Here is a 21413-nt window from a genome sequence, read left to right as displayed (position 1 = left end):
TTTTTTCTTATAGTTGTGATTCACCCTATTTAAAAAAACGATTCAATTTTCTGTTTACTTCGAGGTTAGTTTGACGAATTTATCGCAACCTAATAATCAAGATGAGTTACTCAATGCCCAACATCGTTATGATGCGGCGGATATGGCAGACCAATTAAAGGTGATGCCAACCTTAGAAGCGCGTTTAACTACTATTTTAAACGAAATCAATGCGCTGCGTGATTTTCCGCAAGTTACCCTATTTAAACAACTGCTAGATACTCTGCGCAACCGTGCAGATGATGCTACAACCGCCAATGAACAGATGGCGCTATTTATTCGGCTACTACGCAGCAATCGTGTGTGGGCAGAAGGGTTTTGTGTGTTTATGCTTACCTTGATTAATCGTTATCGTCAGGTGTCGCTATACACGGACTTGGGTATTTTGTCAGATGCTGGCTTTACTTCGCAATTTTTTGATTTGATCGGTGAAAAGCTATTACCCTCCGTACCTGATGACCGCGATTTGATTGCGCTATTTAATGCGTTTTTTGCCACACCAAAAACCCGTTACTGGGTGCGCTTAATCAATGAGCATTGGTGGATTGAACTGATACTCATCCTTAAAGTACCCGCAGGCAAAGAAGCGTTAGTGCAAGCGCTTGAAGCCAATGTGCTCAAAGCCATTACTATTTTAACTGCGCGTATCAACGGCATTGGGCTCAATGCCGATTTAATAAAGGCATTTCCCAATCCGATTGACAACCAAGATACTTTTATTGCACTCAATCGCGAAGTCGCTGAATTTGTCAGTCAATACCAGCTCAGCATGCAGCCAGGGGATGAGCAAGCGATGCCCCAGCCTGAGGTGGATAGCAGTCAAATTTTAGTATTGACCGACCAAGCCCGCACCATAATGCAAAACATCCGTCGCCGTATTCATCGAACGGGTATTACCGTGCGTACCACCAATATGTTGGTGCGCCTTGAGCAAAGCTTGCAGCGTCTTGAATTGTTGGTGTCACTGCTATCGGACAACGATCATATCAAGAAAAAAACCATCATAGAGCTTATTAATACATTGTATGAAGATTCATACCACCGCAGTAGTTTTAGATATTTATTTGGCATCAATACCGCGCTGTTGTCGCGCCGTGTCACTGAGACTGCCAGTAAGGTCGGTGAGCATTATATCAGTACTGATAAAGCGGGCTATCGCCGTATGTATAAAAAAGCGGCATTGGGTGGTTTACTCATCGGCTTTATGGCGACCCTTAAAATCCTAGGGAAATCCTTACCACTGGCACCGTTTGGCGTGGCTTTTTTAAACAGTATGATTTATGGTCTTGGCTTTGTGGCAATTCATATCATTGGTGGCACAGTGGCGACCAAACAGCCTGCCATGACAGCTGCCGCGATTGCTTCGACTATCTCAGAGGTAAAAGGGCGTAAAGCGGCGCAATTTACCAAGCTGACCGAATTGGTCGTTGATATCATGCGCACCCAATTTATTGCCATTATGGGTAATATTTCAATTGCCATGCCGATTGCGCTACTGATTTCATGCATATGGCTGTATGGGCTGGGTCGTCCGTTAACATCGGAAGCTAGCGCAGAGCACTTGCTGCATGATCTTAACCCGTTTACCTCGCTTGCTATCTTTCATGCTGCGATTGCTGGGGTGTATCTGTATATTTCAGGATTGATTGCAGGCTATTATGATAATCTTGCAGTACACTACAAAATTGGTGAGCGTATCCGCAACCATCCTACCCTCAAACGGATGATGACACCTGTGACGTTATTGCGTTTTAGCGATTTTATCGAGCGCAATTTGGGTGCGATTATGAGTAACTTTTTATTCGGCTGCTTTTTGGGTAGTACGGCGACCATCGGTTATATTTTTGGCTTACCGCTCGATATTCGCCACATTGCCTTTGCGTCCGCCAACTTTATTCACGGGATTTTTAACATTTATGCCAACACGGGCGAGTTTCCAGAAATCGGTATTATTTTGGTCAGTCTATTTGGGGTGATGGTCATCGGTATGATTAACTTGTTGGTGAGTTTTTCACTCGCCTTAATGACCGCCCTACGCGCTCGTAATGTGAAAGTCTTTGAGTGGAAATTCTTATTTGAATTGGTCGCCTCGCATTTGATGACCCAACCCTCTGACTTTTTTATCCCGCGTAAACAGCCGATGAAGTATGCACTAATCGATAGCGACGGTAATATTATCTATGATGATAAACCGATTGCAAACGATGGTAAAAATAACCATGGACATAAAACTGCCCTGGCATCACAGCCAGAAGAACATCCGCATGCTACTACGCCCCATATCGACAATATCAGTCATACGGAAAAACTGACCGATGAAGAAATTGCAGAGAAAAAACAGGCAATTAAAGAAAAAGTGGTGCAAAAGGCGGTTGACAATATCACCCCAAATGACACGGCAAGTAAGCTACCCAAATAACCGATTAAATACTGTATGTTAAACACTGCAAACGTTAGAAACACTGAACGACTGTAAAAATATGCACCACTGTAAAAACATGATGAATTTTTGGGAGATACAAGTTTGGAAGATATAAGTTTGAAAAACAAAATGAACCAACCCGCGACCTCAATGAGTCCGACTCAATTGGCTCATCGGTTAAATGAGCTGTTAAAAATTAATGAATTCCAAGATTATTGTCCCAATGGTCTGCAAATAGATGGTGGACAGCCGATACAGCACATCCTCACCGGTGTCACAGCCTCTGAGGCATTGATTGAACAAGCGATTGCGCACAACGCCCAAGCGATTTTGGTGCATCATGGCTATTTTTGGAAAGGTGAACCTGCGCCGTTAATTGGCATGAAAGGCAAGCGTATTCGTTTGTTGATGCAACACGGTATTTCCTTACTGGCTTATCATTTACCGTTAGACGCCCATCCCCAATTGGGCAATAACGCCCAATTAGCGCGAGCGTTGGGCTGGACTGATTTGTCGCCTTTGTATCCTGACGAAAAACATCCGATTGGTAATATCGTGGATTTAGCAGCGCCGTTGTCGATTGCAGCGCTCACCAACAAACTATCGACTACCTTAAGCCGTCCGCCCCTACATCTATCCGGGGGTAATCAAGCGATTTCGCGCATCGGTCTGTGTACGGGTGGCGCACAGGATATGATTGAGCAAGCGGCACAAATGGGTTGTCAAGCCTATATCTCCGGTGAAGTATCAGAGCGAACCACTCACATAGCCCGTGAGCTGGGTATTGATTATTTTGCTTGTGGACATCATGCCACTGAGCGAGGTGGTGTGCTTGCATTGGGAAATTATGTCAAAGAAAATCTTGCCTTAACCGTTGATTTTGTCGATATCGATAATCCTGTGTAAAATCGGGCAATTTATTGACTAATTATTACCCGTTAATTGCATTTTAGCGGGTTTTTTACGCTTTTTATCATAAATTTGCCATTCGTTACCGTCAACCACATGACGCGTAACTTTAATTTCACTACAATACCCCCATTGTTTTATATAACTAACTGTAATGCCATGCAGTAAATATTGTTATTGTTTATTTATTTTATGCGTGCCATACGTTATCCTACGTTAAATTCTTTAGGTAAGTGCTTGGGCTTATTAAACAATTTTTAATTCGCCAGTACCTAAAAAAATTTTAACCCTTTTTCGGGTTGTACTTAATTACTATTTATTTCGATAGTTCTCTATGATGGATAGGGAATTATCACCGTCCTAGGTATAAGGGGAGCCAACCTGTTTGGCTCTTTTTTTAGCGTTAAGTTAATAACGACCTATTTTGGATGGAAGCTTTTTTGGTGAGATTTAGGATAAAGTTATATAGTTAGAAGCCATGTACTTATTTCGCTTGGCTAACTGGTGCTTATTTTGACTAGTACTAGGTTTGACGGGTGCTTAGTTTGATGGGTACTAGGTTTAACTATCGATTCGGTTCTTAGTTTCATAAAATGTTTTCATTTGGCATAGTTGTTTTTTATTAATTTAACGTATCTAACGTATGTGCACCGTGGAGTGACACATGCCGCTAAACTCATCATTTGAGTATTGTGATGATTTGGCTTTGACCTATCCTGCGTCGATTTCGATGTCGGTCAAAGCATTTTTAAGCCCTTTAACTTTATACCCGTTTCAACACCCTTTATTACGCTTTAGTAAATACGCAACCCAATTTAAACGCTTGCAATTCTTTCCGATTCAATTCAAGCCTTGTTTGGGTAGGGGGATGTCGCCAAAAATTGCCCAGTCACGTGTGCCAGCGGTGCCTAGCCATGTGCAAGATTTGGGGCAACTGGCTAATCCGTCTGCTAGTCTTATTGAGCGCTTTATCAAGCCGCTAAAATGGTTGGGCGCTAGTAAAAAGCTGGTAGTTGTGATGGGGATTGGTTTGCCCTTAGCTTATGTTGCAACCCAGATGGGCGTTACTGATAAAGTCGCTAATGGCAATGCTATCAATACCCTTGCCTCACCTACTAGCGTGGTTGCGGCACCAAAAATGGCGACTTTTGATAGTATCCTGTCTCAAAAGCAGCTGCGTATTGCCACCGTCAATGGTAATACCACCTATTTTGCTCAAGATGGTTTTGAGCACGGCTTTGGCTATGATGTCATGCGCCATTATGCCAAGCGATTGGATGTTACCCTGAGCACACAAGTGTTTGCCAGTGATGCGGACGCGATGGCGGCTGTCAAAACGGGCAAAGCCGATATCGCCTTAACCAATGTGTCAGATTATCAAAATGCGACTACGTTATCATCGCTGAGTCTAAGTTGTGACAAAGATTATTTATTACAGCAGGGTCTCAACGAACATGTTGGCATACAGCTAAACCCCAATGATGTCAAACTCAACAATGATGTAAAAAACTTCCTTTGTGGCGGTCAATCGCTCACCCGTAATCAACATTTGGCCGCGTTTTATAGTCAAACACCATTGACAGAGCCGTTTAATCAACAACATTTTGCCGATACCATGACACGCGTGTTGCCCATTTATGAACTATCTTTTAAGCAGACCGCAAACAAATACCGTCTTGATTGGGAACTGCTTGCGGCAATGGGGTACCAAGAATCGCATCTGGATGCAGAAGCCACTTCGCCAACGGGTGTGCGTGGTATCATGATGTTGACCAATGCCACTGCCGATGCGATGGGCGTTGATAATCGGACTAACCCGACGCAGAGCATCCAAGGCGGCGCTAAGTATCTCAGTCAGCTGCAACATGAATTTGCCCAAGTGCCAGCATCGGATCGAGTATGGTTTACCCTAGCCGCTTATAATATGGGTCCACAAGCCATTAAAGATATTCAGCAGATTTTGCAAAAGCGCGGTATTGATGGCAACAATTGGGCAGCCGTGTATCAGTATTTAAAAGTCAATAGTCAAAGCAATAGCCGTTACGTGCAGTGCTTAGATTACGTGACCCATATTCGCAGTTATTTGGAAGCGTTAAAATTAGACAAAATCAATAATCGTCAATTGACTTGATGAGTGTGGATATAAAAACTAAACATTTTCAAAAAAGAATGGTTTAACGCCATTCTTTTTTTTATGCTATCACTTTGTGGTTTTTTAAAAATTACTGAATTATTGTTAACATTATTAAAGTAAGGATAGCACGTGACCCAGCCCCAGAATCAATCAAGCAATCAGCCTGTTTATGCCACCCAATACCGTATTTATTTAGAAGATACCGATGCAGGCGGGATTGTGTATCACGCCAATCATTTAAAGCTGTTTGAGCGTTGTCGTCGCGATTGGTTACGTGCATTGGGGATGACCAGTTATTTTTATCAAGCGCATTCAGCCGAGGCTGTGAGTCAAGACGTTACTCACGATAGTGATAGTGGCAAGCCTGATATCCAATTTGTAGTGAGCCAAGCCAACATCCGCTATTTGCGTCCGATTCTGCTTGATAGCGAAGTCACCGTTGTGATTGCAACGGCAGACTGCAAATCTGCGTCACTACAGCTTGCGCAGCGGATTTATGATAGCCACCAGCAGCTTTTAAGCCAAGCCGAGATAAGTATTGTATGCGTGGCTACTAGCAAAGATGAAAAAGGGCAAACCCAAGTTCGCCCTACCCGTTTGCCCAAAGTATTTGTACAGCTGCTGCAGCTCGCTCGGTAACTGTATGATTGTTTTGCTTTACAAAGGTTATTTTGCTTTACAAGTTTGACAGGTAATTTGCTCATCTTCTAGGCGGTATGCCATCATACTGCCGCCCCACACACACCCTGCATCCGTGGCTCTGGCATTCGCCAAATCCACTTTGGCTTTTAGCGCTGCCCAGTGACCAAATAAGATTTTGCGTTCGCGCGGCACTTGCCATTCAAACCACGGACGAAACCCCTCTGGCATTTTATCATCGAGACTGGATTTAAAGCTAAACTCTAGCGTGCCGTCCATTTGACACAGGCGCATACGGGTAAAATAATTGCAAATCGCCCGCATGCGCGCGTAGCCTGTCAGCATATTTGACCAAGGAACAGCGGTATCGCTATACAGGTTTGGCAGCAGTCTATCGAGTTGCCATAAGCTACTTTGCAGCTGAGTTTGCAATTCTGACGCATGCATGGCTGCTTGGGTAATACTCCAGTTTGGTGGGATGCCTGCATGCACCATCACGGTTTTATCATTGGGATAGACAAGCAGCGGCTGATGACGAAGCCAATTGAGTAATTCATCACAATCTGCGGCGTCAAAAATCGCTTGGGTTCTATCCTTTTTCTTAATCTTTATGACACCACGCCATACGGCGATCAAGTTAATATCATGATTGCCCAACACCATTTCGGCAGCACCGGCTTCGCAAAGACGTTTTACCAGACGCAGCGCGCTCAGCGAGTCTTCACCGCGTGCCACGATATCGCCAACAAACCATAATTTATCTTGCTTTTCATCAAACCCAATTTGCTTGAGCAGTGCCTGCAAATCGGCATAACAGCCTTGAATATCGCCAATGACAAATTGATGTCGAAAACCCATAACACCTCATACATCTTGAAAGTAAAATTTTAAACAGCTATAAAAAAATTAACCATTTGCCGCAATGCCGTTTGCCGCGATACCATTAGCCGCGATGCCATTAGACAAGTTCACAAAATCTTGTACTGATAACGTTTCGGGACGCGCCAGTGGATTGAGTCCCCATGCCACAAGCTGGTGTTCTGTGACCGCAGGCAAAATCGGCGATTTTTTAAAAATCGCGCGCAGTGTTTTACGGCGATGATTAAATGCCTCACGCACCACAAGGGCAAACATCTTTTCATCGTCAGCCACAATCGGTTTTTGTTGATAAGGTCTGAGTCGAAATACCGCACTCGTCACTTTGGGTGGTGGGTTAAATGCCCCATTTGGCACCGTCAGTAAATAATCGGTTTCACAATAATACTGCATCATAATGGATAAACGACCATATTCTCGGCTATTCACCGCTGCGGTGATGCGATCCACCACTTCCTTTTGTAGCATAAAGTGCATGTCTTCAATGACATCGGCAAAACTTAGTAAATGAAACAATAACGGCGTAGAAATATTGTATGGCAAGTTACCGACAATGCGCATTTTCTTGTCGGTGGTATGATTGGGGTTATCGCCAATGATTTGCTGGAACAGCGCGCGGTAATCCACTTCCATGGCATTGGCTTTGACAATCGTTAAGCCCTCATTGCTATTGGCGCCAATGCGAATGCGCAGGCTGTCTGCCAAATCGGTATCAAGCTCGACAACGGTCAAGCGATTGACTTCCTTGAGTAGCGGCTCAGTAATCGCGCCCATGCCTGGACCAATTTCAACCATCAAATCATCGCGACCTGCATGAATACTGTCAATAATTCTCCCGATAATCACTTGATCATGTAAGAAATTTTGCCCAAAACGTTTTCTAGGCTGATGGGATAAAAAAGCAGAGACTGTCACTCAAAACATTCCTATAAAAATGAAATAATTATCAATGTTGTGCAGTATACGATAACCCTCACCGTCATCAGACACAAATCATTATCAAACTGCTCATTATAGCATAGCTTGACCTTCAATCATGACAATTTCATGACAACTCGAGACTAGGGCAATAGGATAGCAATAGCTTTGCAATAGCATGACAGCAATCTGCCCAATCGCTCAATTTGAATTTTTGTAGTTTATATCATGCTACAAATTTTTAATGGGTCTATTCTTTGATGGGTCAATCGCCTGTCGAATTCTGCTGACTAAGTTGTTATAATGCAACAAATTTAACTAACTCTTTATTTAGTGAGCATTGTATGGGCTTTAATTGTGGTATCGTCGGACTGCCAAATGTTGGTAAATCAACCCTGTTTAACGCATTGACCAAAGCTGGGATTGCGGCAGAAAATTTCCCGTTTTGTACCAAAGATCCCAATACTGGGATTGTACCTGTACCCGACCCACGTCTCAAACAACTTGCCGATATCGTCAAACCTGAGCGCGTTGTGCCCACCTCAATGGAATTTGTGGATATTGCCGGTCTAGTGGCAGGCGCATCCAAAGGCGAAGGCATGGGTAATCAGTTCTTAGCCAATATCCGTGAAACCGATGCGATTGCCCATGTGGTGCGCTGCTTTGATGATGACAACGTGATTCACGTCGATGGACGCGTCAACCCATTATCCGATATCGAAACCATCAACACCGAACTTGCCCTAGCTGACCTTGAAGCGGTCAGCCGTGCGCTTATAAATGTCGGTAAAAAAGCCAAAGGCGGTGATAAAGACGCCAAAGCCATGCTCGATGTGTTTAACAAAATTGAGCCATTTTTAGCCGATGGTAAGCCTGCGCGCATGGCAAATCTGGATGAGGATGAGAAAAAAATCATCCGTAGCTATGGTTTAATCACCCTAAAACCGACCATGTATATTGCTAACGTGAGCGAGGATGGCTTTGACAACAATCCTTATCTTGACCAAGTACGGGAATTTGCGGCAAAAGATGATGCGTTGGTCGTCGCGCTATGCAACCAAATCGAATCAGAAATCGCCCAGCTGGATGACGATGAAAAACAAGAGTTTTTAGAAAGTATGGGTATGACTGAGGCAGGGCTTGATCGGGTGATTCGCGCAGGTTATGAGCTGCTTAATATGCAAACGTACTTTACCGCAGGGGTCAAAGAAGTACGCGCTTGGACGGTCAAAGTCGGTGCCACGGCCCCAGAAGCGGCAGGCGTGATTCATACCGACTTTGAGCGTGGTTTTATCCGTGCCGAAGTGATTGCATTTGATGATTTTATTGAATACAACGGTGAAAAAGGCGCGGCAGCGGCCGGTAAATCTCGCCTCGAAGGTAAAACCTACATCGTGCAAGATGGCGATGTCATGCACTTTAGATTTAATGTCTAAATTGTGTACTGATATGCTGATTGATATAAATAGGCAATTTTAGTTGCCTATTTTTTGCAAGTTTATTTTTCAAAAACGCTTGACTTGTATTGCAAGTCACTATCTTAATCCCTATAATATGCGTTCGTAATTTTGAGAGCCCTCGTTTCCCAGACACTCACTCTCAACTATTAACTCAAAAAGGTTTTTAAACATGAAAACTATCAGTGCTAAACCACATGAAGTGACACACGATTGGTACATCGTCGACGCTGAAGGTAAAACATTAGGTCGCTTGGCGAGCGAAATCGCATCACGCTTACGTGGCAAGCATAAGCCTTCTTACACCCCTCACGTTGACACAGGCGATTATATCGTTGTGATTAATGCTGAGAAAGTTGCCGTGACTGGTAAAAAAGCGCAAGACAAAAAATACTACCGTCACACCGGTTACCCAGGTGGTATCAAAGAAACTAACTTTACCAAACTTATCGCACACAAACCCGCTGACGTACTTAACAAAGCCGTTAAAGGTATGTTGCCAAAAGGTCCATTGGGCTATGCGATGATTAAAAAGTTAAAAGTTTACTCAGGTACTGAGCATCCTCATACTGCTCAACAACCTCAAGTATTAGATATCTAAGGAGTAACACATGGAACGCAATTACGGTACAGGTCGTCGTAAAACTTCAACAGCTCGTGTGTTCTTATCTGCGGGTACAGGTAACATCGTCGTCAACGGTAAACCACTTGATCAATACTTTGGTCGTGAAACATCAGTAATGGTTGTACGTCAACCTTTAGAATTACTAGATGCTGCTAGCAAATATGATATCTATGTGACTGTAAAAGGTGGCGGTATCAATGGTCAAGCAGGGGCAATTCGCCACGGTATTACCCGTGCATTGATTGAGTCAGACGAAACCTTAAAACCAGCGCTTAAAGAAGCGGGCTTTGTGACTCGTGACGCGCGTGAAGTTGAACGTAAAAAATTGGGCTTACGTAAAGCACGTAAACGTCCCCAATTCTCAAAACGTTAATATTTTTCGTGGTCGAAATTCTCGTATCGACCGCGTTTTTTGGCGTTTACAAAAAAGACTCTTGTTTACTGCAAGGGTCTTTTTTATTTACCTTAGGTAATTTATTTTATTGCAAAAATAGCATAAAATAGCAAAATTAGCGTAATTTAGGCACAGCTAAGGTGGCAATTCTGTAACAACTGATTTACAATAGCCACAAACCCAGTGTGGGAATATGGTTACCCACTTCATTAATCTGGAGGAGTTCTTAATGAGCCATGCCGAAGGCGTCGACGTTAAGCGTCGAAGAGTTTTAATCGCATCCACTGCCGCTATGGGCGCAGTCGGTGTCGCTGCTATTGCTACGCCGTTTGTGCGTTCATGGTATCCAAGTGCAAAAGCAGAAGCTGCGGGTGCACCTGTTAGCCAAGACCTAAGCAAACTCGAAGCAGGACAAATGATTGTTATCAAATATCGTGGTAAACCGATTTATCTTGTCAAACGTACCAAAGAGATGATGGATAATTTATCAAAAGTAGAATCATCACTTGCCGATCCAAAATCAGAAGGTTCATTACAACCTGACTACTGCAAAAATAATAGCCGCTCAAAAGACAATAGTGAAGTTCTAGTGTGTGAAGGGGTTTGTACTCACTTAGGTTGTGCACCAGGTTATCGTCCTGATGTCGGCGCAGCAGATTTGGGTGGCAGCAGTTGGGTTGGCGGATTTTTATGCCCCTGTCACGGCTCAAAGTATGACTTAGCTGGACGTGTTTTTAAGGGTCAACCTGCGCCTCGTAATTTGCCAGTTCCTGAGTATAGCATCAGCGGTACTATCTTAACGGTGGGGGCATAATATGAGTGCAAAGAAATTTATGCATTGGGTGGATGCGCGCTTTCCAGCGACAGAAACTTATGAATACCATATGTCAAAGTATTACGCACCAAAGAATTTTAACTTTTGGTACTTCTTTGGCGTATTATCTATGGTGGTATTGGTCAATCAGTTAGTGACGGGTATTTGGCTCACCATGATGTTCAACCCAAGTGCAGAAGGCGCATTTGCTTCTGTAGAATACATTATGCGTGATGTACAAGGTGGTTGGTTAATTCGTTATATGCACTCAACTGGTGCCTCGGCATTCTTCGTGGTCGTGTATCTGCATATGTTCCGTGGCTTACTGTATGGTTCATACCAAAAACCCCGTGAACTGGTTTGGCTCATCGGTATGGGTATCTATCTGTGCTTAATGGCAGAGGGTTTCTTCGGTTACTTATTACCGTGGGGTAATATGTCTTTCTGGGGTGCGCAGGTTATTTTAAACCTACCAGCAGCGATTCCATTTATTGGTGATGCATTGGGAGAATGGGTAAAAGGTGACTATATCATCTCTGGTATTACCCTAAACCGCTTCTTCGCGTTGCACGTCGTTGCGATTCCTTTGATTTTAGTGGGTCTGGTGTTTGTTCACTTGGTAGCATTGCACCATGTTGGTTCTAACAACCCAGATGGTATCGATATCAAAAAACTTAAAGATAAAAATGGTGTACCCCTTGATGGCGTGGCATTCCACCCATACTACACCGTACATGATATGATTGGTATCGTGGTATTCTTTATCATTTTCTTTACTGTGGTATTCTTCTTCCCAGAAGGCGGCGGTTTCTTCCTTGAGCCACCAAACTTTGAAGCAGCAAACCCACTTAAAACACCGGCTCACATTGCCCCTGTTTGGTACTATACGCCTTTTTATGCGATGTTACGTGCAACCCCGTCTATGTTTGGTTCAGCCCTGCCGGGTGTTATTGTAATGGCAGCATCAATCGCCATTTTATTTGTATTGCCTTGGTTAGACAAATCGCCTGTGCGTTCAATGCGTTATAAAGGTATGTTGTCAAAAATCGCACTTGCTATCTTTGTTGTTAGTTTCTTGATTTTAGGTTACTTAGGGGTAATTCCATCAAGTGATACCGCAACGCTTGTGGCACGTATTTGTACTATTTTGTATTTCTTGTTTTTCTTGCTAATGCCAATCTATACATCGATTGAAACTTGCAAACAGCCACCTGAACGTGTAACTGGAGGTCACTAATGAAAGCGGTTAAAAAATTAGTTGCTGGATTGGGTTTGACAGTTGCACTAGGTTTGGGCGCGACAGCCGCACAAGCTAGCGAAGGCGGCTGTGGCACCTATAAAACAGTTGATGGTAAAGAAGCACATTTGGCTTGTGAAACCGCACCTGTAGATTTGACCAATAAAGCGTCCATTCAACGTGGTGCCTCATTATTTATGAGTTACTGTGCAGGCTGTCACTCAGCGCAATATGTTCGCTACTCAAAAATGTACAAAGACTTGGACATTCCAAAAGAGTTGGTGGAAAAATACTTGATGCTGACCACTGACCAAGTCGGTGACCATATCAATGCAGGCGTAGACCCAGAGCTGCAAAAAGCTTGGTTTGGTGCGCAGCCACCTGATTTATCACTTGAAACCCGTCTACGTGGTAATGATTGGGTTTATACGTACTTGTTAGCCTTCTATGAAGATCCAAGTCGTCCTTGGGGTGCCAACAATATCGTACTGCCGAATGTTGCTATGCCGTTCGTCCTTCATGATATGCAAATGAACACTTCAAAAGAAGAATATCGTCGTAACATTGGTGATATCGTCAACTTTATGGCGTGGATGGCAGAGCCGCAAGCGCACCAACGTAAAGTCTATGGTTTTTGGGTCATCTTATTCTTACTTGCGTTATTAATTCCAGTGTACTTACTTAATAAAGAATTTTGGAAAGACGTTAAATAAGGGTTGATATAAAAAAAGGTAGCTTAGGCTGCCTTTTTTTATGCGCATTTATTGCTTGATTGGTATGATAACTTTCACAGTTATTGCTAATTCAGTCATTTTAAGCTAGGCTTATCCTTTACGCTGATACAGCTTATTATTTTTAACTATGTTGACCCCTACTTCGAACACCCCGTTGATTTATGCCGATGATGGCTACCTAAGTCACCAATTAAGACTGGTTTTACTTGAGAAAAAAATAGAATTTAGTGAGACGAATATTCGTGATGATGAGGATTTTGCCGAAGATTTGCCTGATATCAATCCTTACAACACGCTACCGGTATTTATTCATCGTGAATTGATTTTATATAACAATCGCATTATTTTTGAATACCTTGAAGAGCGCTATCATCAGAACAAACTGCTACCTGAAAATCCGATTGAAAAGGCACAATACCGTCAATTATGGTGGCGCATTGAGAAAGACTGGATTAAATTGGCAGATACGCTATTGACCCATAAGGATACCTTAGATGTCAACCAAGCAAAGATTGCAAGAAAGCAACTGACTGAATCTCTGGTTACCATAGCGCCGCTGTTTGCCCATAAAGCTTTTTTTCTTTCAGATACCATGGGTGTATGTGATTGCATTTTGTCATCGATTTTATATCGCTTAAAACCCATGGGTATTGAATTGCCGCTGCACCTGTGCCGTCCGTTGTATCAATATATGGAGCGGATGTTTAATCGCCCAACCTTTAAAACTAGTTTAAAATAGTAATCATTAAAATAAGAGAATCACCATGGAAAACGACTTTCAACTCACCCCGACTCGCCCTTATATGGTACGCGCTATTTTTGAATGGCTTGAAGACAATAACCTGACCCCACATATCATGGTCGATACAACACAGCCCAATGTCACCGTGCCTGTCGAATATGTGCAAGATGGTCGTATCGTACTTAATATCGCCAGCCGTGCCACAGGTAATTTGGTCATTAATAATGATTTTATTCATTTTCATGCGCGATTTGGCGGTGTTTCGCAAGAATTATGGGTACCGATGCAAGCAGTGATGGGGATTTATGCCAGAGAAAATTCACAAGGCATGTTCTTTGACCCAACGGAATACGATAATGCACCGCAATCTGACATCAACGCCAGTCAACCAGCGGAGTCCACCGACGCACAACGTCCAAAACGTGAAAACAAAGCAGGGTTAAAAATCTTGGATTAGTGCATTGTCACTGGCAATATGGGTTTAATTTTGTTAAAATAATCAATTACTTTTTTAGTTTTGAATAGGATAACCATAGTCATGGCACGTGTCACTGTAGAAGATTGTCTAGAAAATATCCACAACCGTTTTGATTTGATTCTTGTTGCCAGTAAACGTGCGCGCCAAATCGCACGCGGTGTATCAGAACCTATGGTTGAGCGTGAAAATGATAAACCAACCGTACTTGCCCTACGCGAAATCGCTGAAGGCCTTGTGACTAAAGAGATTTTAAATCAACCTGAGCGCGAATTGCCTAACAAATTTCACCATGTCGATTTGAGCATTTCAAGTGGTCATGGATTCTAACGGTAGCTTAAGCCACTGTTATTTATAAAAAGTCACCTTTTTTAGGTGACTTTTTATTTGTCAGTAACTTAGCTTTTATAACTGCATTTTCTTTTAACTATTATGTAATTGGTCTTGACAATACAGGGTAATTTTGCGAATAATTAAGATATCTTTATAATACGTTTTTACTAACTTTAGCTGGTTTGATACCAGCTATTTTTATCCAACCGTTTTTTATGATAGAGTTAACTGCTGACCAGGACAATATGAATTTTTTAGCAGGTTAAACCTATCGACCGTACGTTGAGGGCACATTTTTGAATATATCAACTTTACCAAAATTAAGCCATCCTGATGTGGATATTGCACAGTTTGACCTAATGCGTGTATTGGATTATTTGGATGATGACGAACAGCAAATTGTTCTCAAAGCCTGTGCCTTTGGCGACCAAGCCCATATCAAAGATAAACGCAAATCTGGCGAGCCTTATATCACCCACCCTATGGCGGTAGCGGAGATTTTGGGTAGTTTTCGCATGGATGTGGATACTATTGTAGCGGCGATTTTGCATGATACCGTGGAAGATACACCTACCACTGAAGAAGATTTGACTCGAGAGTTTGGCAAGGCAGTTGCCCAAATCGTCAATGGAGTCACCAAATTAAAATCCTCCAATGAAAAACACATCAATAAAGCCGCGACTTTTTATCGCATTATTACCGCAACGCTAGAAGATCCGCGCGTGTTGATTGTCAAATTGGCTGACCGCTTGCACAATATGACCACCATCGAAGCGGTGCCCGAAAAAAAACAACAGGCAACCGCACAAGAAACCTTGGATTTTTATGTGCCGTTTGCTCGTACGCTTGGGCTTAATGATTTAGCCGACTATATCGAGATTTTATGTTATCGCAGCTTGAATGCGCCCATGTATAACAAGTTATCCGATAAGCTTATGCAGCATGGTTTGGGGCGGACGTTTCAACAAGAAGCGATTCATAACTATTTAAATATTGTTTTGAGCCGACTGGGCGTTAAAGGTTATGTCAAAGATGTCGATAACCGCGTGACTTTGTTTCGCCAGTTTTTTAAAAACCGCGGCGAAATCACCGATTTGCTGTGGCATTATGAATTTATGCTAGTCATGGATAAAGTGGAAGACTGCGACCAAATTGCCAAGTATTTTATCAATAAATACCAAATTGCGCCTGAGTGTATCGAAGACAATATCCGCCATCCACGTGCGGGGGGCAACCAATCGTTTACCATTACCTATAAAAACGACCATGACACCATCAAAGTGGTCATTTTGACTAAAACCATGCTCAAAACTACCCGTTTAGGGATTTTGATGGGTGAAGCAGCATCGCCTCTTAGTCAGTCGGTGATTCAGGCTTCTCTACGCAATCTGCAAAACTTGATTGCCGACAATGAAAGCGATATCGAAGAGCAACCATCCGATGCGGTGACAGTGGTCGATAAACTGATTGATTATCTTCACGAACGTAAAATTATTTGCTATACCCCAAACGGTGATGCTTACGAGTTGCCGCGCGGCTCCACAGCGCTTGACTTTGCCTATACTATTAGTACCCATATCGGTAACCGTGCAACGGGCGCTGAAATCAATGGCGTAGAAGCCAAACTAGGTACGATTTTGAAAACTGGCAATCGGGTCAAAATTCATACTGACCCCAATGCGATTCCAAAAGCGGAGTGGCTGGGTTTTGTGGCAACCAATAAAGCGCGGCGTGCGTTGTTTGAATGGTTAAAAGGCTTAAATCCTGAGCAAAAAGAGCACGAAGGTAAAACCGCCTTTGAGCGCGCGCTTAAAACGCAAAATCTTTCACTCGCTGATTTGAGTGATGAACAATGGCAATTGCTACTTGATTGGCGCGGCTTACAGGATAAAAGTGCGTTCTTTACGGAGTTTACGACAGGTAAATTGCTACCGCAGATTGCCGTTTCGCGCCTATTGACCCAAGAGCAGCTTGCCAAAAACCAAGCCAGCGCCCATGCCGCTAACCAACCGCAAAGCTTGATTGCGGATGCCGCCAATATGGAGATGAATTTTTCCAGCTGTTGTCATCCTGTGTATGGCGACCCGATTGTCGGGCATATTTCAAAAAATGGCTTGGTAGTGCATCGCCATAAATGTTTTTCAATTGATGAAATTCGCCGTGTCAACGAATACCAAGTAATTCCGCTACATTGGCGAGTCTCTAACAGTGAGGATGAGATATCCAAGCGTATTTATTTTGATGCTGCGCTAAAAATTAATCAAAACCTGACCGATGAGCAAATCAGCGATTTAATCTTTATTGTGCGTGACACTCAGGCGGGTTTTGAATATATCGAACAGCGTAATGGCTATACCTTGCTGTTTGTGGTAGTGCAAAGCCGTGACCAGATTGCAAGCTTAATTCAGCGCCTACGTACCTTCTTGGGCTACCCCAATATTGTAAGGCTGTATCAATGGAATGACGAAGTGCTACTTTCTCAGAGCCAAAACACGTCTGCACCAAAAAATAAAGATATTTTATAAACTCATTATACTGTAATAGGAAATAATATGAGCCGTGACATCATTCATACTGACAATGCCCCTGCCGCGGTAGGCACTTATTCACAAGCCGTAAAGGTTGATAAGACTGTCTATATTTCAGGTCAAATCGGACTTGACCCAAACACCATGATCTTAGCCGATGGCTTTGTCAATCAGGCCAACCAAGTCATGTCAAACATCGATGCTATCTGCCAAGCCGCAGGTGGTTCGCTTGCCAATGTGGTGAAATTTAATGTTTCGCTCACCGATTTGGCAGATTTTACTGCCTTAAATGAGATTTTTGTAGCGCGCCTAACTGCACCTTACCCTGCCCGTGCCGCGGTACAAGTGGCCGCCTTGCCAAAAGGTGCGGTGGTCGAAATTGAAGCGATTTTGGTTTTAGATTGATTTTGGTTTTAGATGACTGTTAACCCGCTTAAATGAAAGGTGAGTTACAAGACTTGCCTTTTTTTATGTCAAATTTTTGCCCATCTGATAACAATTTAATGCCTAGAATTGGGCTATAATTCAACCCTACAACAATTTTTAAAGGTGTGTTTTGCTAATCCAAGTTGCCCTACCTGTCCCCATTGATTCGGTGTTCGATTATCGCGTTGTGGGCGATGCGTTGCCCGCAATTGGCTGCCGCGTCCGAGTACCGTTTGGTACACGCAAATTGGTCGGCATTGTGGTGGCGCATATTGAGCACAGTCAGCTTACGCAAAATGCGATTAAACCTGTATTGGACATACTTGATGAGCTGCCGATTGTCGATGAGGCCTTGCTAAAACTCGCTTATTGGCTGTCTGCTTATTACTGCTATCCGCTTGGCGATGTGTTTTCTGTCATGCTGCCGACGTTAATTCGCCAAGGGATGACGCTCGATTACCGACAATTATGTTGGCGACAATTACGCGATGCCACTGACGAGGATTTTTCCGCCAGTGCAAAAAAGCAACGCCAACAATTTGCTTTATGTGAATTGGTCATCAACTCGCATGGTAATTCGCATAGCAACTCACATAGTAATGACACAAAGCTTGTAACTGAGTTTGCGCTATTAGACAACGGTGTCGAGCCGGCTTATTTAAAAAAATTTGAGCAAAAAGGTCTGATTGCGCCTGTTTATCAAATGCCATCTTTACCCAAGCTTGCTAAGCTTGCCACCACGCCGCTCACCTTAAATTTGCAGCAACAACAAGCGGTGCAAAAAATTACCCGCGCCTGCCATCAGCCACACTATGAAGGTTTTTTGCTCAATGGGATTACCGGAAGTGGCAAGACCGAAGTGTATTTGCAAGTGATGCAAACGGTACTGGCACAAGGCAAACAAGTGCTTATCTTAGTGCCAGAAATTGGGCTTACCCCACAGACCAGACAGCGATTTGCCGAACGATTTGAAGCCCAAGTATTGATGCTGCATTCAGGACTTAATGACACCATACGGCTGGATGGCTGGCAACAATGCCGACTGGGCTATGCGCAAATTATTATCGGTACGCGTTCGTCAGTGTTATATCCATTTGCCAATTTAGGGCTGATTATTGTCGATGAATCGCATGACCAATCTTACAAACAGCAAGACTCACTGCGCTATCACGCCAGTGACGTGGCGCTCTATCGGGGGTTTCAGCTTAATTGTCCGGTGATTTTGGGCACCGCGACGCCATCGCTTGAAAGCCTATATTTGGTACAACAAGGTAAACTCACCGAGCTTACTTTGACCCAGCGTGCAGGCGATGCCAAGCCTGCCACTATGCAGCTGATTGATGCGCGGCAACAGGCATGGCAAAACGGTTTGGCGCAGAGTTTAATTCAAGCCATTCGGCAAACGTTGGATAAAGATGAGCAAGTATTGGTATTTTTAAACCGTCGTGGCTACGCGCCCATCTTATTGTGTGATGCTTGCGGTTGGCAAGCAGATTGCCCGCGCTGTGATGCGCATTTGACAGTGCATTTTCAGCCAGTGGCAATGCTAAAATGCCACCACTGCGATTGGCAGCAAGCTATCCCGAACCATTGCCCCAGCTGTGGTAGTAGCAATCTTGACCCTGTGGGCATGGGTACCGCGCGGATGGTTGAAGGGTTAACTGAGCTTTTCCCCGATGTGCCTGTGATTCAAATTGACCGCGATACCACGCGTAAAAAAAACAGTTGGGAGCAAGTGTATCAGCGTATTGCTGATAATCCCAAAGCCATTTTGGTGGGCACGCAAATGGTGGCAAAAGGGCATCATTTCCCCAATGTGACGTTGGTGGCAATTCCCAATGCTGACCGTGGTTTTTTATCGTCAGATTTTCGCTCGCCTGAGCATACCGCCCAGCTGATTATCCAAGTGGCAGGGCGTGCAGGTCGTGCCGATAAAGCAGGTCTGGTACTGATACAAACCCTGCAACCTGAAAATCCGGCATTACTGACTTTGGTACGTGAAGGATATCTGAGTTTTGCCCAGCAATTATTGGTTGAGCGGCGCATGTTGGGATTGCCGCCATTTACTTACGCTTGTTTGGTGCGGGTGGAAAGCAAATCGTTAGAAAACAATCAGCAAATTTTGCATCAAGCGATGGCGCTGTTGCCATCACGCCAACACATGACAGCCTTGGGTATTGCCATTAATGGTCCGGTGGATGCGCCGATGGCAAAGAAAAACAGTCGCTACCACTCGCATTTATTAATTTTGACCAAAACACGCCACGTTCGCCAGCAGCTATTGTCGGACTCGTGGCGACAGACGATTGCGTTGCCATCGGCAAAGTATGCCAGAGTATCGATTGACATTGATCCGATGAGTTGGTCTTAACGGTACTAGCAAGACAATTGCTTTTGCTAAAGCGCTTATTTCATGCTGATGTTTAAATGGGCTTTTTTCAACTCGCTGATTGGGCTACAATTTAGCTAATTTTTACCATTCATTAGGGTAAGTAAATAACAATGACCCCAAAACCGCTTCAAGATTCAAAGCAGCCTACTGATGCGCACCCTAATGCGCATGGTCATGGCAACAATCACCGCCATGAGGATGCTGACCACAGTCACAGCCACAGTCATAGTCACAGCCATACCGATAATCAGCGTATCATCACCATAGCGTTTGCCATCATTGCAAGCTATATGATTGTTGAAGTCATCGGCGGTTATATTACCGGCAGTTTGGCGTTGTTATCAGATGCAGGTCATATGTTTAGTGATGCGGTGTCACTTGCGATGACTTTGTTTGCGTTTGTCATCGGTAAAAAATCTGTTACCTCCCATAAAACTTTTGGCTATCGCCGTTTTGAGATTTTGATTGCACTCATCAATGGTCTGACGCTACTGATTATCAGTGCAGGTATTATTTATGAAGCCGTGCTGCGTTTTCAGCAGCCGCCACAAATCGCCACTACGGGTATGCTAGTTATCAGTACTATTGGGCTTATCGTCAATTTAGTGGTCGCCAAACTGATGCACGGTGGTGATACCGATAATCTCAATATGAAAAGCGCTTATTTACATGTATTAAGTGACTTGCTAGGCTCGGTAGCTGCGATTATTGCCGCTGTTGTGATTATGCTGTTTGGCTGGGTGTGGGCAGATGCGGCAGTGAGTATTTTGGTGGCACTACTGATTGTTCGCAGTGGCTATGCTGTCGTCAAAAATGCCGCCCATATCTTGATGGAAGGCGCGCCCAATGATATTGACCAAAGCGTTATTATCAACACCCTCTCTGCCCACCCAAATGTGTTATCGGTTCATGATTTACATGTTTGGACGATTACCAGCGGCTTACATAGCTTATCTTGTCATATCATTGTCCCAAGCTCGCTTACCCTGCAGCAAACTGATGCGCTATTATCAGAATTACAACACGAGTTACAGCATTTAGGCATTGGGCACAGTACTATTCAATTTGAAAGTGATTTGCATGCGCACGCCGCGCAGTTTAATTGTGACATTACCAGCACACCCCCTGTCCATGCGCACGCACACTAACCGACTTTTTGACCTAAGGTGCCAAAAAATCGGTGCTGCCGCTGAGCGTTTTTAGTTTTTGCTTTCTGGGGTATGCTGTTTGCTTGCTTAACTTTTCTTACGATTAACTGCGTAATTTTGCGCATTACTTAGGCTAAATATGTTAGGATGAATCAGCACCATGCTGTGGCA

The 21413-nt window shown here is 43.7% G+C and carries 19 protein-coding genes; 17 read left to right on the top strand and 2 right to left on the bottom strand.

The annotated features are described in order from the left end of the window. Positions 1-70 precede the first annotated feature (70 nt). From RT064_RS05065 to RT064_RS05050, 4 genes are all read left to right on the top strand, one after another. The gene (locus RT064_RS05065; RefSeq protein WP_313062116.1) at positions 71-2458 is read left to right on the top strand and encodes a site-specific recombinase; all 2388 of its coding nucleotides are present in this window, start codon (positions 71-73) and stop codon (positions 2456-2458) included. Positions 2459-2590: 132 nt separating this feature from the next. Then, a complete protein-coding gene (locus RT064_RS05060) occupies positions 2591-3367 on the top strand; it encodes a Nif3-like dinuclear metal center hexameric protein (RefSeq protein ID WP_409519529.1) in 777 nt (258 codons plus the stop codon). A 667-nt stretch (positions 3368-4034) separates the two neighbouring features. Further along, on the top strand, positions 4035-5501 hold the full coding sequence (locus tag RT064_RS05055; RefSeq protein ID WP_313062115.1) for a transglycosylase SLT domain-containing protein: 1467 nt from the start codon (positions 4035-4037) through the stop codon (positions 5499-5501). A gap of 132 nt (positions 5502-5633) precedes the next feature. Further along, on the top strand, positions 5634-6143 hold the full coding sequence (locus RT064_RS05050) for a thioesterase family protein (RefSeq protein WP_313062114.1): 510 nt from the start codon (positions 5634-5636) through the stop codon (positions 6141-6143). A gap of 27 nt (positions 6144-6170) precedes the next feature. Here RT064_RS05050 and RT064_RS05045 read toward each other — a convergent pair whose 3' ends face one another. Both RT064_RS05045 and rsmA read right to left on the bottom strand, forming a co-directional pair. Beyond that, complete coding sequence (locus tag RT064_RS05045; RefSeq protein WP_313062112.1) at positions 6171-7001, bottom strand: symmetrical bis(5'-nucleosyl)-tetraphosphatase; 831 nt, start codon at positions 6999-7001, stop codon at positions 6171-6173. Positions 7002-7049: 48 nt separating this feature from the next. After that, positions 7050-7934 (bottom strand): 16S rRNA (adenine(1518)-N(6)/adenine(1519)-N(6))-dimethyltransferase RsmA, encoded by an 885-nt coding sequence (gene rsmA / locus RT064_RS05040; RefSeq protein ID WP_313062111.1) that lies wholly within the window; start codon positions 7932-7934, stop codon positions 7050-7052. Between the two features lie 347 nt (positions 7935-8281). Between rsmA and ychF the strand changes: the two genes are divergently transcribed. The 13 genes from ychF (at position 8282) to RT064_RS04975 (ending at position 21242) form a co-directional block, all read left to right on the top strand. Beyond that, positions 8282-9373 (top strand): redox-regulated ATPase YchF, encoded by a 1092-nt coding sequence (gene ychF / locus RT064_RS05035; RefSeq protein WP_007116508.1) that lies wholly within the window; start codon positions 8282-8284, stop codon positions 9371-9373. A 193-nt stretch (positions 9374-9566) separates the two neighbouring features. After that, a complete protein-coding gene (gene rplM, locus RT064_RS05030; RefSeq protein WP_036601896.1) occupies positions 9567-9995 on the top strand; it encodes a 50S ribosomal protein L13 in 429 nt (142 codons plus the stop codon). Between the two features lie 10 nt (positions 9996-10005). After that, entirely contained in the window at positions 10006-10392 is a 387-nt protein-coding gene (gene rpsI, locus RT064_RS05025) for a 30S ribosomal protein S9 (protein ID WP_007116510.1), read from the top strand. Between the two features lie 250 nt (positions 10393-10642). Beyond that, positions 10643-11227 (top strand): ubiquinol-cytochrome c reductase iron-sulfur subunit, encoded by a 585-nt coding sequence (gene petA, locus RT064_RS05020; protein WP_007116512.1) that lies wholly within the window; start codon positions 10643-10645, stop codon positions 11225-11227. Positions 11228-11246: 19 nt separating this feature from the next. Beyond that, on the top strand, positions 11247-12464 hold the full coding sequence (locus RT064_RS05015; protein ID WP_172823566.1) for a cytochrome b: 1218 nt from the start codon (positions 11247-11249) through the stop codon (positions 12462-12464). Next, positions 12464-13177, top strand: a complete 714-nt coding sequence (locus RT064_RS05010) for a cytochrome c1 (protein ID WP_007116514.1) — start codon at positions 12464-12466, stop codon at positions 13175-13177. Before RT064_RS05015 ends, RT064_RS05010 begins: the two co-directional genes overlap by 1 nt. A 148-nt stretch (positions 13178-13325) precedes the next feature. Continuing rightward, complete coding sequence (locus tag RT064_RS05005; protein WP_065252157.1) at positions 13326-13937, top strand: glutathione S-transferase N-terminal domain-containing protein; 612 nt, start codon at positions 13326-13328, stop codon at positions 13935-13937. Positions 13938-13962: 25 nt separating this feature from the next. After that, positions 13963-14397 (top strand): ClpXP protease specificity-enhancing factor, encoded by a 435-nt coding sequence (locus RT064_RS05000; protein ID WP_313062107.1) that lies wholly within the window; start codon positions 13963-13965, stop codon positions 14395-14397. A gap of 81 nt (positions 14398-14478) precedes the next feature. After that, the gene (gene rpoZ / locus RT064_RS04995; protein ID WP_036601878.1) at positions 14479-14745 is read left to right on the top strand and encodes a DNA-directed RNA polymerase subunit omega; all 267 of its coding nucleotides are present in this window, start codon (positions 14479-14481) and stop codon (positions 14743-14745) included. A 362-nt stretch (positions 14746-15107) separates the two neighbouring features. Next, entirely contained in the window at positions 15108-17273 is a 2166-nt protein-coding gene (locus RT064_RS04990; RefSeq protein ID WP_313062164.1) for an HD domain-containing protein, read from the top strand. A 27-nt stretch (positions 17274-17300) separates the two neighbouring features. Then, positions 17301-17681: a Rid family detoxifying hydrolase gene (locus RT064_RS04985; protein WP_313062105.1), complete on the top strand. Its 381-nt coding sequence runs from the start codon at positions 17301-17303 to the stop codon at positions 17679-17681. Positions 17682-17832: 151 nt separating this feature from the next. Beyond that, complete coding sequence (locus RT064_RS04980; RefSeq protein ID WP_313062103.1) at positions 17833-20073, top strand: primosomal protein N'; 2241 nt, start codon at positions 17833-17835, stop codon at positions 20071-20073. 131 nt (positions 20074-20204) lie between these two features. After that, a complete protein-coding gene (locus RT064_RS04975; RefSeq protein WP_313062101.1) occupies positions 20205-21242 on the top strand; it encodes a cation diffusion facilitator family transporter in 1038 nt (345 codons plus the stop codon). Positions 21243-21413 lie beyond the last annotated feature (171 nt).

The organism is Moraxella sp. CTOTU49097 (assembly GCF_032064105.1).
Lineage (GTDB): Bacteria > Pseudomonadota > Gammaproteobacteria > Pseudomonadales > Moraxellaceae > Faucicola > Faucicola osloensis_B.
The sequence above is the reverse complement of the archived record's forward strand: the minus strand, read 5'-3'. Positions and strand labels throughout refer to the sequence as shown.